This is a genomic window from Pseudohalocynthiibacter aestuariivivens, assembly GCF_018457175.1.
Classification (GTDB): Bacteria; Pseudomonadota; Alphaproteobacteria; order Rhodobacterales; family Rhodobacteraceae; genus Pseudohalocynthiibacter; species Pseudohalocynthiibacter aestuariivivens.
The window spans coordinates 36,947-51,569 of sequence record NZ_JAGFNU010000001.1 but is presented as its reverse complement, the minus strand read 5'-3'; the positions used below and the strand labels follow the sequence as shown (position 1 = coordinate 51,569).

General features: G+C 53.4%; 16 protein-coding genes. 7 read left to right on the top strand and 9 right to left on the bottom strand.

The window, feature by feature from the left end; all coding sequences use genetic code 11:
- Positions 1 to 12: 12 nt before the first annotated feature.
- Complete coding sequence (locus J4E70_RS00200) at positions 13 to 615, top strand: hypothetical protein (RefSeq protein WP_213887050.1); 603 nt, start codon at positions 13 to 15, stop codon at positions 613 to 615.
- On the opposite strand, the gene J4E70_RS00195 is transcribed toward J4E70_RS00200, so the two are convergent.
- Together J4E70_RS00195 and J4E70_RS00190 are read right to left on the bottom strand one after the other, a co-directional pair.
- Positions 612 to 1,316 carry a response regulator gene (locus tag J4E70_RS00195; protein ID WP_213887049.1) on the bottom strand — a complete coding sequence of 235 codons (705 nt, stop codon included), beginning with the start codon at positions 1,314 to 1,316 and terminating at the stop codon, positions 612 to 614. The two genes, J4E70_RS00200 and J4E70_RS00195, sit on opposite strands and share 4 nt — an antisense overlap.
- Positions 1,313 to 1,825, bottom strand: coding sequence for a MarR family winged helix-turn-helix transcriptional regulator (locus J4E70_RS00190; RefSeq protein WP_246531550.1), 513 nt, complete (start codon positions 1,823 to 1,825; stop codon positions 1,313 to 1,315). The genes J4E70_RS00195 and J4E70_RS00190 overlap by 4 nt, the downstream gene beginning before the upstream one ends.
- A 185-nt stretch (positions 1,826 to 2,010) precedes the next feature.
- Between J4E70_RS00190 and J4E70_RS00185 the strand changes: the two genes are divergently transcribed.
- Together J4E70_RS00185 and J4E70_RS00180 are read left to right on the top strand one after the other, a co-directional pair.
- Positions 2,011 to 2,880 (top strand): branched-chain amino acid aminotransferase, encoded by an 870-nt coding sequence (locus J4E70_RS00185; RefSeq protein WP_213887048.1) that lies wholly within the window; start codon positions 2,011 to 2,013, stop codon positions 2,878 to 2,880.
- 203 nt (positions 2,881 to 3,083) lie between these two features.
- Positions 3,084 to 3,518, top strand: a complete 435-nt coding sequence (locus J4E70_RS00180) for a hypothetical protein (protein WP_213887047.1) — start codon at positions 3,084 to 3,086, stop codon at positions 3,516 to 3,518.
- A 1-nt stretch (position 3,519) separates the two neighbouring features.
- Here the strand turns inward: J4E70_RS00180 and J4E70_RS00175 are convergent, their stop codons facing one another.
- The 6 genes from J4E70_RS00175 to J4E70_RS00150 all read right to left on the bottom strand — a co-directional run bounded on the left by J4E70_RS00175 (position 3,520) and on the right by J4E70_RS00150 (position 7,948).
- Complete coding sequence (locus J4E70_RS00175) at positions 3,520 to 3,720, bottom strand: hypothetical protein (RefSeq protein WP_213887046.1); 201 nt, start codon at positions 3,718 to 3,720, stop codon at positions 3,520 to 3,522.
- A gap of 58 nt (positions 3,721 to 3,778) precedes the next feature.
- Positions 3,779 to 4,702 carry a DMT family transporter gene (locus J4E70_RS00170; RefSeq protein WP_213887045.1) on the bottom strand — a complete coding sequence of 308 codons (924 nt, stop codon included), beginning with the start codon at positions 4,700 to 4,702 and terminating at the stop codon, positions 3,779 to 3,781.
- A complete protein-coding gene (gene queG / locus J4E70_RS00165; RefSeq protein WP_213887044.1) occupies positions 4,699 to 5,751 on the bottom strand; it encodes a tRNA epoxyqueuosine(34) reductase QueG in 1,053 nt (350 codons plus the stop codon). Before queG ends, J4E70_RS00170 begins: the two co-directional genes overlap by 4 nt.
- Positions 5,748 to 6,413 (bottom strand): FtsZ-binding protein FzlA, encoded by a 666-nt coding sequence (gene fzlA, locus J4E70_RS00160; RefSeq protein ID WP_213887737.1) that lies wholly within the window; start codon positions 6,411 to 6,413, stop codon positions 5,748 to 5,750. Before fzlA ends, queG begins: the two co-directional genes overlap by 4 nt.
- A 52-nt stretch (positions 6,414 to 6,465) precedes the next feature.
- Entirely contained in the window at positions 6,466 to 7,098 is a 633-nt protein-coding gene (gene mtgA, locus J4E70_RS00155) for a monofunctional biosynthetic peptidoglycan transglycosylase (protein ID WP_213887043.1), read from the bottom strand.
- Between the two features lie 229 nt (positions 7,099 to 7,327).
- On the bottom strand, positions 7,328 to 7,948 hold the full coding sequence (locus J4E70_RS00150) for an arylesterase (RefSeq protein WP_246531583.1): 621 nt from the start codon (positions 7,946 to 7,948) through the stop codon (positions 7,328 to 7,330).
- Between the two features lie 79 nt (positions 7,949 to 8,027).
- Here J4E70_RS00150 and J4E70_RS19245 point away from each other — a divergent pair, with 79 nt between their 5' ends.
- From J4E70_RS19245 to J4E70_RS00140, 3 genes are all read left to right on the top strand, one after another.
- A complete protein-coding gene (locus tag J4E70_RS19245; RefSeq protein WP_246531549.1) occupies positions 8,028 to 8,723 on the top strand; it encodes an ABC transporter ATP-binding protein in 696 nt (231 codons plus the stop codon).
- Complete coding sequence (locus J4E70_RS00145) at positions 8,720 to 11,254, top strand: ABC transporter permease (RefSeq protein ID WP_213887041.1); 2,535 nt, start codon at positions 8,720 to 8,722, stop codon at positions 11,252 to 11,254. The genes J4E70_RS19245 and J4E70_RS00145 overlap by 4 nt, the downstream gene beginning before the upstream one ends.
- 107 nt (positions 11,255 to 11,361) lie before the next feature.
- Positions 11,362 to 12,975, top strand: coding sequence for an AMP-binding protein (locus J4E70_RS00140; RefSeq protein WP_213887040.1), 1,614 nt, complete (start codon positions 11,362 to 11,364; stop codon positions 12,973 to 12,975).
- On the opposite strand, the gene speB is transcribed toward J4E70_RS00140, so the two are convergent.
- Positions 12,976 to 13,920 carry an agmatinase gene (gene speB / locus J4E70_RS00135; RefSeq protein ID WP_213887039.1) on the bottom strand — a complete coding sequence of 315 codons (945 nt, stop codon included), beginning with the start codon at positions 13,918 to 13,920 and terminating at the stop codon, positions 12,976 to 12,978.
- Between the two features lie 160 nt (positions 13,921 to 14,080).
- On the opposite strand from speB, the gene J4E70_RS00130 reads away from it, so the two are divergent.
- Positions 14,081 to 14,542, top strand: a complete 462-nt coding sequence (locus J4E70_RS00130; protein WP_213887038.1) for a GNAT family N-acetyltransferase — start codon at positions 14,081 to 14,083, stop codon at positions 14,540 to 14,542.
- Positions 14,543 to 14,623 lie beyond the last annotated feature (81 nt).

The following is a 14,623-nucleotide window of genomic DNA, read 5'->3' as shown; positions in this document are numbered from 1 at the left end:
CGGAGGTTTACAATGCGCATTTTTGCGATCCTGGCGGTGCTTTTACCAGCGGTTGCCGCAGCGCAGACTCCAGAGATTAATGCGGATGAAATCATTCACGAGATTTCAGCCGATCTGGACGCGGATGGCCGCACAGACAAGGCTCTTTTGCTTAGCGACATAGACGGCTTTGCGTCTTTGGTAATTTTATCTAACAGTGAATTAGAAACCCCGGAAATCACCTATGCACCTCAAATTGCCTGGCGCGGGTTGGCCGCCGGAACGATTCCAGAATTGAAGTTGAATGAACGCGGATCGCTGCAAGTTCATTCAATGAACGAAAGTATCGGCCGTCACCGCTGGCACCGCATTGCCACCATCGCCTTTCGCAAGAATGATTTCATCCTCGCGGGCTTCACCTACAATTGGTACGACACGCTTGAACTAAGCGAGTATGGTACTTGCGATGTGAATTTCCTGACGGGAAATGGTGTACTTCAGCGCGGCGAGAACGCCGAGACATCTGCATTCACAGTTTTTGCCGGGGCAATCCCTATCGAAGATTTTGACGACACAATCCCCGAACCTTGTCTGCCCGAAGATCACCTATTGCCGCTTCCAAACGCGACGGATTAGTCCGGCGCCAACATATAGCCGGCACCACGCACGGTTTGCAGATAGCGTGGTTGTTTCGGGTCGGTTTCTATCTTGCGGCGCAATCGGGTAATCTGCACATCAACAGCGCGTTCCTGCGCCTGACCGTCGTCGCGACCAAGTTCTTCCACCAAATCCGCGCGGCTGACCGGCTCTCCCGGACAGGCCGAGAATATCTTCATCAGCTGGCTTTCGGTCGCTGTCAGACGCACGAGCTTGTCACCCTGCCACATTTCACCCCGTTCGATGTCATAGCGAACCGGGCCAAGATGCAGCACTTTCAACCCCGCTTCGTTCAGCTGCGCCTGTGGCACCCGGCGTAGGATTGCGTTGATCCGCAGCAGCAGCTCTTTCGGTTCAAACGGCTTTGACAGGTAGTCATCAGCGCCCGCCTCAAAGCCGACAATCCGGTCTTCGGTCTCGCCTTTGGCCGTCAGCAACAGGATCGGGGTTGTCACTGTTTCACGCAGGCTGCGCGTCAAGCTGATCCCGTCTTCTCCCGGCATCATGACATCAAGGACAATCAGGTCGAACTCTAGGCCACTCAAAATTCTGCGTGCATGTTCTGCATTTCGCGCGGCAGTTACCCAGAACCCATGCCGGATCAGAAATTTCTGCAACAAACCCCGAATACGTTCATCATCGTCAACTATCAGCAAATGCGCTTCGTTCGGACCGTTCATGATGAACTCTCTTTCAGTGTATTGAACTTTCTGTTCAACTCCGGATCCATCATCGCCTCTAGCACCTGACGAAAGCCCTGTACTGCCTCGGGCCCTGCGGCACGATAAGCTGCACGCATTCTTTCGCGCTGTGCATCTGACAGTTCTCGCTCCAGAGCTTCGCCTTTCTCGGTAAGAAACAAATGCCGCTCCCTTTTGTCTTGGGTGCCTACGCGGCTTTCAACAAGTCCATCTTCGATTAATGTGCGCAAAACGCGGTTAAGTGACTGTTTAGTGACGCCAAGAATCGCCAATAGGTTGTTTACGGTTGTGCCAGGTGCGCGGTTCACGAAATGCACAGCACGGTGATGCGCCCGCCCGTAAGAATAGTTTGACAAAATCCGATCAGGATCCGCGGTAAACCCACGGTAGGCAAAGAACATCGCCTCGATACCTTTTCGAAGCTGTTCGTCCGTTAAAAACAACAGCCCTTCACCACCCAACGATCCTTTCATTGCACCATCCACCATACGCTTCCCCCGTTTTACAGACCATCTTTGCAAACTTAATTTTATGTCAGCCTTGTTGACTTTCCAAGAATCAATTCGTAATAACCGTCAGTTTTTACGCAACATTATGTCCGATCCGGACTTAGTTTGCGCAACTTTTGCAAACCTGACCGGTATTTCCGGCAGTTTATAGAAGGACAGAGCCTATGGCCGGAGCATATGACGACCGCGACGGAAAAATCTGGATGGATGGCAAGCTGATCGAGTGGCGTGATGCAAATGTGCATATTCTAACCCATGCAATGCACTATGCGTCGTCCGTGTTTGAGGGTGAGCGCGCCTATAACGGAAAGATTTTCCTGAGCCGCAAGCATTCAGAACGACTGATCCGCTCTGGCCAGTTGATTGATTTCCAAGTTCCTTATTCCGTCGATGAAATCGAAAAAGCGAAAGAAGGGGTTCTTGCCGCCTCTGGCCTGCAGGACGCCTATGTTCGTGCTGTCGCCTGGCGCGGCGCGGGTGAAGACATGGGTGTCGCCTCTGCGCGCAACCCCGTTCGCATGGCAATTGCTGCATGGGAATGGGGTGCCTACTACGGTGACGCCAAGATGAAAGGGGCCAAGCTCGATATTTCCAAATGGAAACGGCCAAGCCCTGAAACGATCCCGTCTTCTGCAAAGGCTGCTGGTCTTTACATGATCTGCACCATGTCCAAACACGCGGCCGAGGCGAAAGGCTGCTCGGACGCGATGATGTTTGACTATCGCGGCTATGTTGCCGAGGCGACCGGCGCAAATATCTTCTTCGTCAAAAATGGTGAAGTGCACACACCAGACCCTGATTGCTTCCTCAACGGCCTGACCCGCCAGACCGTGATTGGTATGTTGAAAGACCGCCAGATCAAGGTTCATGAACGCCACATCATGCCCGAAGAGCTTGAGGGTTTCGAACAATGCTGGCTAACCGGCACAGCCGCCGAAGTTACGCCTGTAGGACAAATTGGTGACTATAACTTCGAAGTCGGCGCGCTAACGCGCGACATCGCAGAAGGTTATGAAAAGCTGGTTCGTTCATGAACTGAAAAGAAATCTCGCGCCAAGGCCTGCATCCGCTATTTGACGGGCCTTGGCACGTTTCTTTGACGTATCAGGTGCATTCGCAATAAAAATCACGAATCATTTCCTACGCACACAAATTGTACCAGAGTCACGGCGCCTCTTTTACCTTTCGTAAACAAATTATTTATACAGTCCTCCCTATTAATTGGGGGACGCCGCTTATGCGAAAGAAACGCGGTAACAATATTCTTTATATTGCCACGATAATAACTGCCCTTGCAGCGCCGGCCAGCCTGTCATCACTTTACTTTCTGATTACCCGGGACCCCACGGTTCGCCCACTTGCGCTGACACGCGAAGGTGAAATGCAGGCAGGGCGCAGCGGCGAGGCGAACGAACTTATTACTGCGCATATTCATTGGGGAACCACCAAGGTTCAGAACATCAGCGTGCAAGGTCTTTCACAAGACATTCTGAACGCTTTCTATGGCCATGGGGTCAAGGCCCGCGTTCTGATTCACGAAACGCCGGGAAGCAATCAGGTTGCAGTCACATACACTGTGGGCGCAAGCATGATCGGCCCGTTTTCAGCCTATCGTGCGGCCGAGGGCATTTCTGCCGCGATTGCGGCCTACCGGCTAACCTCTGATAATTAAATTACTCTTTTTGGCCGCGCTCAATGCGTGCATACGCCTGCACACGTGCACTTTCGGAACTCTTTTCACGTTTGCGCTGCTGAAGTGTTTTTGTTGCAGGGTGTGGACCCTTCACACCTTTCTTCCGCTCTTCTTCAGTGAAACGAGGAAGAGCAGCCCCATCTTCGCCGGAGCTTGCGTGGTCTAAAACATGTCGGCCCATTTTTGCCTCCTTACGTGTTATGGAATCATCCTAGCACGATTGTACAACGACCCCAAATTCAGCCTTGCGGAGTAGTGGATTTTCGCTGTTGCGCCCTTTCAAGCCCCAGCTTGTGTTCGCGCAAGATGATGATAACTCCTGCAGTAACTATAAGCGCGGCACCCGCCAGCATGCTATGCGTTGGAACTTCATCAAAGATGAAATAGCCAATCGCGAGTGCAAAAATCATTGAGACATAGTCAAACGGTGCAACAACTGATGCATCGGCAAACCGATAGGCAGAAGTCAGGAAAATCTGTCCCACTCCTCCCAATAGTCCGGCAGTAATCAGAAGCGTAGCCTCTTGCCCAGTTGGCACGACCCAGCCAAAGGGAATTGTGAGCAGTGAAAGAACCGTCGACGTTATGGAAAAGTAAAATACAATTGCAGAGGTTTGCTCGCTCTGAACAAGTTTTCGCACGTATATCTGTGCCAGAGCAGCGCAAACTGCACCCATCAATACAAGCAACGCGCCCGCGGCAGCGCCTGCATCGCCTGCTGGATCATTCAGCAACGTCAGCCTTGGACCCAATATGATCAGCACACCCACGAGGCCTAAAGCGACCGCTGACAGACGAAAGGCGCGCACCTCTTCGCCCAGAAACATCGCCGCAAACACAACCGTCAGCAAAGGGGCGGCGTAGGCCAGAGCCGTTACCTCTGGCAATGGTAAAAGGGCAAGCCCGGCAAAACCACTACCCATTGCGATGGTTCCGGCAAATCCACGCCAGAAATGACCAAGCGGACTTTTCACGCGCAGCCCCGTTCGCAGATCACGCCGCACTGCCAACCAAATGATAATGATTGGCAATGCGCAGAACGACCGAAAAAAAACCACTTCACCCGCAGGCACACGACCCGAAGCCGCCTTTATCAGTGACGACATGGTGATGAACAGCAACACCGCACAGATTTTCAGAAGGATGCCTTTGATCGGGTTCATCGCTGACTTCCTGTATTGTCCAACTGTGCAACCGCCCAGCGCGCCGCATCTGAAACCGTCGGATCAGGATCATCCAACATGTCCATCGCTGATTGCTGCAATCTCCGGTCGTTGGAATTGCCGATTGCATAGAGCACATTTCGAACAAATCTGTTCCGTCCGATCCGCTTGATCGGTGAGCCTGAAAACAACGCCCTGAATGCCGCGTCGTCCAGCTTGACAAGTTCTTCCAGCTTTGCTGACACCAGTTCAGGTCGCGCGGCGTAGCGTGTTTCTGTCGCCTTTTGCGCAAACTTGTTCCACGGGCAAATCGCGAGGCAATCATCACAGCCATAGATCCGATTGCCCATAAGTGGGCGTAGTTCTTCATCCACCGGGCCATGATGTTCGATTGTAAGATAAGAAATGCAGCGCCGCGCATCCAATTGATTTGGCGCCGGGAAGGCCCCTGTCGGGCAAATATCAAGACAGGCACGGCATGAACCGCAGTTTTCCTGTTCTCTTTCATCGGTTGGCAGCTCTACTGTCGTGAAAATTGCCCCCAAAAAAAACCAACTGCCCAAGTCACGCGACAGCAGGTTTGTGTGCTTTCCTTGCCAGCCTAAACCCGCCGCCTCTGCCAAAGGCTTTTCCATCACAGGTGCCGTATCAACAAACACCTTGATCGCTGCATCCGGTGTTTGTTCCAAAAGCCAGCGCCCTACCCGCTTTAGCCGCTTTTTGACAATGTCGTGGTAGTCCCGGTTTTGTGCGTAAACAGAAATCGCGGCCCGATCTGGCTGGTCAAGAATGTCCAGTGGGTCATGCGCTGGCGTATAAGGTTCTGCCAGCATGATCACGGAACGTGCCTCGGGCCAAAGCGCGGCGGGATTTCCGCGCCAATGCATCCGTTCGGCCATCCATCCCATCTGCCCGTGTCGGCCCGACGCCACAAAGGTTTCCAGCCGTGACGCTATTTCAGGCACATCCCCCGGCCTGCAAATCCCAATTTTCGCAAACCCTTCTTCAAGGGCTGTCCGGGTAAGCGCTGCTTTCAGCGCAACGTTCAAAAATCCAGATCCGCATAATGGGGCGGCGGCAGAAAGCCCGGAATCTGATCTGCGAGCACTGACCTGAACGCTGGCCGCGATTTGATTTTGGCGTACCAGTCCTTCACAACGTCACTGCGATTCCAATCAACATCGCTGATATAATCAAGCGCAGAAAGATGCGCGGCGGCTGCAAAATCAGCAAGTGTCATTTCGTTGCCAGCAAGCCAGCGCCGCTGATCCAGCAACCAGGCCATGTAGTCGAGGTGATACTTGATTGCTTTTGCACCGGCTTTGACATTTTTGCTATCCGGGTACCCCTCTCCGGTGACCTTCTTGTTCACCCTTTCGTAAAGCAGTTTCGAGGTTACCTCGCTATGAAACTTGTCATCAAACCACGAAACAAGTCGGCGGGTTTCGAATCTTTCGGTTGCTGATTTGGGCAACAAAGGTGGTGTTGGGTGTTTCTCTTCGATGTATTCACAGATGGGCGTGCTTTCGCTCATCATCAAACCGTCCATTTTCAGGACAGGCACTTTCCCAGCCGGGTTGCGGCGCAAGAAATCTGCATCTTGTTCCCAATACCGTTCCTCAACCAGATCGACCTCGATCTTCTTCTCGGCAAGAACCAGACGGACCTTGCGACAGAAAGGCGATAACGGAACATGGTACAATCGATTCATCTTCAAATCACTCATTTGGTTTCACTCTAATTGCCGTTAACCGTCAAACAATTCAACCATCGAAACATGCTGACCGCCCATCTGCGCGGATGGTTGCGGCCCCGTCCATAATTGCTGCGGCACGCCGTCGGGTTGAAGACGACGGATTTGAGGCAGACCTTGTCTTCGGACTTGGCAGAACTGCGGCAAGCCGTGCGGCCTGCACCGTTGTCAGATCTTTTGCACCAACCCGGAAATAGTGCTGCGCCGCTGCCTCGACACCAAACACCCCTTCACCGAATTCAGCAATGTTCAGATATACCTCAAGAATCCGCTGCTTTGACCAGACCGCTTCGACCATTGGGGTTAGCATCGCTTCCATCGCTTTTCTGAGCCAGCTGCGCCCGTGCCAAAGATACGCATTTTTGACAGTCTGCTGCGAAATCGTTGATGCGCCCCGACGGCTGCCCTCTGCCAGTGCGGCGCGGATCGCTCGCATATCAAAACCCCAGTGTTGGCAGAAATTGGCGTCTTCCGCCGCTACAACAGACCTGACAACATGTGAAGGAATATCCTCGTAAGAGACCCATTCCTGTTTCACACTGTCCAGCCTGCGCCCCTCGGACCACATGAAATACGTCGTGGGCGGGTTCACGAGTGCATATAGAACAACCATTAGGAAAGCGATTCCAACCATTGCCAGCATAGCCCGAGACCCCCACTTCAATATCAAGCGGTACGAGCGAAACCATTTTCGTTTCGCCGCCTTTTTTTGCCCCGACGGCGTCTTTCTTGCGGGTTTGGTTTTTGCTCTCTTTGCCACGCCCCACCTTAGCCACGCTAATCAGCTTGGGGTCAAGACCGAGAATGTCGCAATTCACAGACTACTTTGAATTTTGTCGATTTGACTTGAGTCAGCGCTGCATTTCATGCGTTTAGTTCATTGATGCTGACTTCTCTTTTGTCCGATCCACAAGCTGTAAAACTGCAGGTCCCAGTGCCTCTACGATAAGCGATACACCCTCAGCATTTGGGTGGATCGCATCTGCTTGCATATAAATTTGGCGCGTCGCGTCCGGATCGTCCAAAACGCGCAAACCCGCTAAGAAATCTTCCTGCAACACCGCGTCGTATTTTTCTGCGAGCTCCGGATAGATCGCATCAAAGGATTTCTGATAATCTGGTCCATAATTCCCCGGTGCCTTCAGGCCGACTAACATCGCGGGTAAATCGCGCGCCGTAATCTGGGCTAGAATCTCGTCAAGATTACTTTTGGTCAATGCAGGATCCAGACCGCGCAGCAGATCGTTGGCACCAAGCGCAACAATCACCGCATCAACGTCATCCGTCAGCGTCCAGCCGATACGCGCCAGACCACCCGCCGTTGTATCGCCTGACACGCCGGCATTCAACACCTCAACATCCGCACCATTCTGACGAAGCCAGATTTCAAGCTGTGGGACAAAGCCTTGTTCCTGCTTCAACCCGTAGCCTTGTGTTAGGCTATCTCCCAGTGCTGCTATGGTTATCGGCTCGGCAAATCCTGCTGTTGGCAGAATCAATAGCAGTCCAAGGTTGCGGGCGGCACTTCGCAGCCCATATACCAGAGAGGCCCAAAGCAAGAGGACACCAGAAATGACCGAGACAATCCTGTCCTTGGCCGATGTGTATCTGTCTTTAGACAGTAACGCCGGGCGGGTCGATATTCTGAACGGTATTACACTTGATGTTGCGCGGGGCGACTCGATCGGGCTTATCGGACCATCGGGTTCGGGCAAATCTTCGCTCCTCATGATTATGGGCGGTCTGGAACGCGCCACAAGTGGTAAGGTTAACGTGCTTGGCCACGACTTCACAGCACTGGGTGAAGATGCGCTTGCCCGCTTTCGTCGACAACATATGGGGGTTGTTTTTCAATCCTTCCACCTCATTGCAACAATGACAGCCCTTGAAAACGTTGCAACACCCTTGGAACTAGCTGGAAAAAAGGATGCCTTTCAACTAGCGGAGGCAGAATTAGCTGCCGTTGGTCTGGCTGATCGTGCCGGGCATTACCCTTCACAAATGTCCGGTGGCGAACAGCAGCGCGTTGCGCTTGCGCGCGCGGCCGCCTCGCACCCTGACATACTGTTAGCGGACGAGCCGACTGGCAATCTTGACGAAACAACCGGCAACACAATCATGGACCTTTTGTTTGACCTGCGGAAACGTCACGGAACCACGTTGATTCTTGTGACCCATTCACGCTCTCTTGCTGCCAGATGTAACCGGGTTGTTCGTTTGCGTGACGGCGTCATCGACACCTCTGATACAGCGAAGGCCGCAGAATGAGCCTTTCTGTGGCAGCGCGTATCGCCCGGCGTGAACTACGCGGCGGGATCAAAGGGTTTCGGGTTTTTCTGGCCTGCCTTGCGCTTGGCGTTGGGGCAATTGCCGCGATCGGAACAGTGCGCGATAGTATAGAGGCGGGCCTGGAACGCGAGGGTGCGGCGATGCTGGGCGGCGATGTATCACTTGAATTCACTTACCGGTTTGCAAACCCTGCGGAACGTGACTGGATGCAAAGCGCTGCCGAGGACGTCTCAGAGATCGTTGATTTCCGCTCTATGGCTGTGGTTGAACGAAATGGAACAACCGAACGCGGGCTGACGCAGGTCAAGGGTGTTGACGATCTTTATCCGATTTACGGCGCAGTGGAACTGTCGCCCGAAATGCCGCTTGAACAGGCCTTCGCCGGGAAGAATGGCATCCCTGGCGCCGTCATGGACCCGGTTCTGATGGACCGCCTTACCGTTCGGCCTGGCGACGTGTTTCGCCTTGGACTGCAGGACTATATTCTGATGGCAGAGCTTACGCGCGAACCTGACAGTACCACGGCAGGTTTCACGCTTGGACCGCGCACATTGGTTCTGGCAGAGTCCCTGTCTCAATCTGGGCTTTTACAACCGGGTACGTTGTTTGAATCGGAATATCGACTCAGGCTTGATCCCGAAACCAACCTTACGACGCTGAACACGGAAGCGGCCCGTGCGCTTGAAGGGTCAGGGTTTCGGTGGCACGACAGACGTAATGGAGCCCCGGGGATCAGCCGTTTTGTTGAACGTCTCTCAGCCTTTCTGGTGCTTGTCGGCCTGTCCGGTCTGGCGGTCGGGGGTGTTGGTGTTTCCGCCGCCGTTCGGGCGTATCTTGATCAGAAAACAGCCGTGATCGCCACGCTAAAGACGCTGGGAGCAGAAAGCCGAACGGTCTTTCAGGTGTACTTCATTCAGATTGGTGTACTGACACTGCTGGGTGTTCTGATTGGCCTTGCGATTGGGGTCATCGCCCCGCTGGTTTTTGCTCCGATCATTTCCGCACGCCTGCCAATCCCAACCGCCTTTGGCGTATACCCAATGCCTTTAGTAGAGGCCGCACTTTATGGGTTTTTGACAGCCGCGCTCTTCACACTCTGGCCATTGGCACGGGTTGAAAAGCTGCGCGCTGCAGCCCTGTTTCGCGAAGCATCAGGCCGGTTGACGGGCTGGCCTCGTCCGCTCTGGCTTTTTGTAACGACCGGGTTCTTTGCCCTGCTCGTTGGATCAGCGGTTGCGTTTTCGGGCCAGTTCAAGCTGACCCTGTGGGCGTCAGGTGGCATTCTTGCGGCCTTTGTGGCGCTCGTCATAATGGCTGCCCTGACGCGACAAATTGCACGAAGGCTGGCGCGTATGCGGGCGCTTCGTGGACGCACGACTCTTCGAATGGCGCTTGGTGCTGTTGGTGGGCCCGGAGGGGAGACAACTTCTGTCGTGCTGTCGCTGGGGCTTGGACTGTCGGTGCTCGCTGCTGTCGGGCAGATCGACTGGAACCTGCGCAGTGCCATCGCCCGCGATTTACCAGATGTTGCGCCTTCCTATTTCGTTGTCGATATTCAGAACGACCAGCTTGCCGAACTCCGTCATGGCTTGCTCGAGAACCCCGCTGTCTCGAACTTTGAAAGCGCACCAATGCTGCGCGGCGTCATTACAGAGATTAATGGGCTGCCAGCACGCGAGGTTGGGGGCGATCACTGGGTTTTAAACGGAGACCGTGGTTTAACTTATTCTGCAGAACCACCCGAAAAGGCAACTGTTACCGCAGGTGAATGGTGGCCAGCGGATTACAACGGCACGCCCCAAATCAGCTTTGCGGCGGAAGAGGCTGACGAACTTGGTCTGAGGCTTGGTGATACACTGACCATCAACGTCTTGGGCCGCGATATCACTGCGGACATTACCAGTCTCCGGGAAGTTGACTTTTCCACCGCTGGGATTGGCTTTGTTTTGTCGATGAACCCGGCTGCATTACAAGGCGCTCCGCATACACATATTGCAACAATCTATGCTGATCAGGCGTCAGAGGGCGTAATTTTGCGCGACCTCGCAAACACTTATCCGAATGTTACTGCCATTCGGGTACGGGACGCGGTTCAACGGGTCAGCGACGTTTTAGAGGGCATCGCGGCTGCAGTTACTTATGGCGCGCTCGCCACGCTGATCACTGGGGGCATAGTTCTGATTGGAGCCGCGACTGCGGGCGAACGTGCACGGACTTACGAGGCTGCGATCCTCAAGACTTTGGGGGCTTCACGCCGGTCCATTCTTGCAAATTTCGCACTTCGCTCGGCGCTTCTTGGGTTCGCTGCGGGCGGCGTTGCGGTTGGTGCCGGGGCACTTGCCGGGTGGGGTGTCACGCGCTTTGTGATGGAAACAGATTACAGCTTTGAACCAGTCTCTGCTCTTGCAGTTATTCTTGGCGGAATTCTGGCGACCCTTGTGGCCGGGCTTATCTTCTCGTGGCGACCACTTGCCGCGCGGCCTGCGCAGGTTCTTCGGGCTCAGGAATGATCTTGTCTAACGTGCAAAATGAATTGATCTTGAGGGTGAACACCAAATAAATTCACTGTAAGATATCGCTCAGGGGTGAAAACTCCGCACCCTGTCAGAAGAAAATCATGACCCAAAAAACCGATGAAACGATTGGCCGCTATTTCCGGGAAATGGTTAAACGACACGGTGATAATCCGTTTTTAGCGGTGCCTCGTGATCCGGAGCGCGCCTACCACTCTGGTGGGTACGAGGTGACTTACACACAGGCAGGGCGGCATGTAGAAGCCTATGTAACCGGTTTACGCATGGCGGGCTACGGCCACGGGCACAGGGTCGCCGTACTTCTGGAAAACCGACCGGAAATGTTGTTGCTGAAACTGGCGCTTAATACGCTTGGTATTTCATGGGTGCCAATCAATCCGGATTACCGCGCCTCTGAAACCGCATATCTTTTGCAAGATTCCAATGCGGATCTTATCGTGACGGCACCGGAGCTTGCTGGCCAGATAAAAGAAGCGATCACAGAAAGTGGCAGAGAAATTGAGATAAGCCTGCTTGGTCAGGGTTTTACCAAGGCGCCCCGCCCAGCACCTTATGAGTCAGAACCTCACCCCCAGACCGAAGCCAGTTTGATCTACACTTCAGGAACCACCGGTCGACCCAAAGGTTGCATTATGGGTCATGAGTACGAGTTGATGATGGGTCACGAGTACGCAAACTGTGGCGGTAGAATTGCGTTTGAACCCGGAACAGAGCGTGTTTACTGCCCGCTCCCGTTGTTTCATGTGAATGCCGCAATCCTGTTGTTCTTCGCGGTGATGTCCACCGGCAGTTGCCAGATTATTCCGGAAAGGTTTCGTCGAACCGCCTGGTGGCGTGAAATAACCAAAATGCACGCCACCGTTGCCCATTATCTTGGCATTATTATTCCCGTTCTGATGAATGAACCAGAAGGCGAATGGGACAAGACCCATTCAGTAAAATGGGCGGTTGGTGCCGGGGTGGAACCCACCCTGCATGGCGCGTTTGAAGACCGCTTTGGGTTCCCGCTGATAGAGGTTTGGGGAATGACAGAAATGTGCCGCATTCTCGCCAATTGCCATGAGCCACGTCAGATAGATACCCGCGCCATCGGGCGACCGAGACCGGGGTTGGACGTGAAAGTCGTTGACAGCAATGATGCTGAAGTTCCAAGAGGCCAGCCCGGCGAAATGGTGTTGCGCCACTCCAAAGAAACGCCGCGGCGTGGCGCGTTCTCTGGCTACTTAAACCACCCCGATGCAACCGAAGACGCATGGCGTGGCGGTTGGTTTCATACCGGTGACACGGTCACACAGGACGAGAGCGGCATGGTCTACTTCGTTGACCGGCAGAAAAACATAATCCGCCGCTCTGGTGAAAACATCGCCGCCGCCGAAGTTGAAGCCTGCCTCCAGGATCACGCGAATGTCGCGCAAGTTGCCGTGATTGCGGTCGAAGATGATCTGCGTGACGAAGAAGTCATGGCCTGCATCGTTCTGAACGACCGCGACAAATCCGAAAAACAGGCCCGACATATCTTTGACTACGCCTTTGAACGGCTTACCTACTACAAATCACCCGGTTGGATCGTGTTTGTCGATGAACTGCCTGTGACAGGGACCCAAAAAATTCAAAAACACAAAATATTTGGCGATGGGCAGGACCCGACAAAATTTGAAACCGCCTTTGATTTTCGCACGCTGAAAAAACGCGGATGACTAGCGCAGCATGATGCGCCCGATTGCATTCAACAGAACCTGCGCTGCGAGTATCGCTGTCGTCCCGGTGTGGTCATAATCGGGCGCAACTTCGACCAGATCAATGCCGACGATACGACCACGTTTGGTTAACCCGTCGATGAACTCCAGCATTTCATAGTAAAGGAACCCGCCATGGCTGGGTGTGCCCGTACCCGGCGCGATAGAGGGGTCAAACCCGTCGATATCAATTGTCAGGTAGTAGTCGACACCTTCGGGCACACGTGCAAGCGTGGCCTCGACACCCATCTTGCGAAACTGGCGCACAGACAAAATGTCTGATCCCATCTTACGGGCGTCTTCGTATCCTTCTTTCGCTGTTGATGACACGTTGCGAATACCGACCTGCGACAACCCTGTCACATAATCCTTTTCCGCAGCACGGCGCATGGGGTTACCGTGCCCAAACCGCACGCCGTGACGTTCATCGACAAAATCAAGATGCGCATCAATCTGAACAATGTGGATCGGCCCATGATTGGAAAAGGCGTTCACACATGGAATGTTAATCGAATGATCACCGCCCATCACAACAGGCAGTGCGCCCGCCGCCAGAATTTTACGCACACCGTATTCGATATTCGCGTGACTTTTTTCTGTATTGGTATGGATGATATCTGCATCGCCCAGATCCACCATGCGCACACCATCAAGGTATGTCTCATCATCCTCAAAGTCATAGGCACCCGCATGACCAAAGGAAAACAGGGTCGATGCCTCGCGGATTGCGCGTGGGCCAAACCGCGCGCCGGGTCGCCACTGTGTCCCGAAATCATACGGTGCACCTAGAATTGCGATGTCAGCGTCAATCGCATCCCAATCCGGCTGATACGGGCTTTTCCCAAAAGTTGAGATGCCAACAAAGGGCAGGTTCAAACGACCGCTTTCATATCCGTGGCTCATCAACGTCTCCCGTTTGGTAAGGTTTCACTCTGCGAGCTTAGCGGCATTATCGAAAAACACGCAATCGTCAAAAGAAGCTACCAACCAGATCGGCGTCTAACGAGAATACATTGAAATACGTACAGGCATCGCGTAACCCGTTTTTTTGAAAGGCAGATATGAAATGCTAAGCTTTAAAATCGTTCGCGCTGCTGAACATGACGCAATCTATCAACTCATGGAAAGCGCTTTCACCACATATGTTCAAAAATTACGAAACAGCGCGACAGCCGGACCCTACCCTTGGCTCAAAGAGGCCATCGCGAATGAGACGGTATTTGTTGGCATTCAAAAAAACGAAATTGTCGCTGCTGTTACGGCAACCCGCAAAGATGACCTGCTCTCGATCAACCAAATTGCGGTACGTCCGGAGCGGCAAGGTAAAGGCATCGGAAAATGGATGCTGAAAGAAATCGAAACCTTGGCAAGGAACGAAGGCGCAACCCGACTAACACTTCACACCGGGGAAATTATGCTGGACCTGTTGCGCCTCTACAAACATTTCGGATTCCGAGAAACCCACAAAGCGCTGCCTGATCACGGCGAAGATGCGCATCTTCGCGTGCATATGGAAAAGTTGCTTTGAAGGGTATCATTTTTTTACTACCCGTTTTTTCAGTTTGCCCCTTGAACGTGCCGCATCAAGCGTTCGCGAAAAACCGTTTTA

Coding starts and splice junctions, on each gene's coding strand:
- J4E70_RS00200 (WP_213887050.1), top strand. CDS start 13: ATGCGCATTTTTGCGATCCTGGCGGTGCTTTTACCAGCGGTTGCCGCA.
- J4E70_RS00195 (WP_213887049.1), bottom strand. CDS start 1,316: ATGAACGGTCCGAACGAAGCGCATTTGCTGATAGTTGACGATGATGAA.
- J4E70_RS00190 (WP_246531550.1), bottom strand. CDS start 1,825: ATGGTGGATGGTGCAATGAAAGGATCGTTGGGTGGTGAAGGGCTGTTG.
- J4E70_RS00185 (WP_213887048.1), top strand. CDS start 2,011: ATGGCCGGAGCATATGACGACCGCGACGGAAAAATCTGGATGGATGGC.
- J4E70_RS00180 (WP_213887047.1), top strand. CDS start 3,084: ATGCGAAAGAAACGCGGTAACAATATTCTTTATATTGCCACGATAATA.
- J4E70_RS00175 (WP_213887046.1), bottom strand. CDS start 3,720: ATGGGCCGACATGTTTTAGACCACGCAAGCTCCGGCGAAGATGGGGCT.
- J4E70_RS00170 (WP_213887045.1), bottom strand. CDS start 4,702: ATGAACCCGATCAAAGGCATCCTTCTGAAAATCTGTGCGGTGTTGCTG.
- fzlA (WP_213887737.1), bottom strand. CDS start 6,413: ATGAATCGATTGTACCATGTTCCGTTATCGCCTTTCTGTCGCAAGGTC.
- mtgA (WP_213887043.1), bottom strand. CDS start 7,098: ATGCTGGCAATGGTTGGAATCGCTTTCCTAATGGTTGTTCTATATGCA.
- J4E70_RS19245 (WP_246531549.1), top strand. CDS start 8,028: ATGACCGAGACAATCCTGTCCTTGGCCGATGTGTATCTGTCTTTAGAC.
- J4E70_RS00145 (WP_213887041.1), top strand. CDS start 8,720: ATGAGCCTTTCTGTGGCAGCGCGTATCGCCCGGCGTGAACTACGCGGC.
- J4E70_RS00140 (WP_213887040.1), top strand. CDS start 11,362: ATGACCCAAAAAACCGATGAAACGATTGGCCGCTATTTCCGGGAAATG.
- J4E70_RS00130 (WP_213887038.1), top strand. CDS start 14,081: ATGCTAAGCTTTAAAATCGTTCGCGCTGCTGAACATGACGCAATCTAT.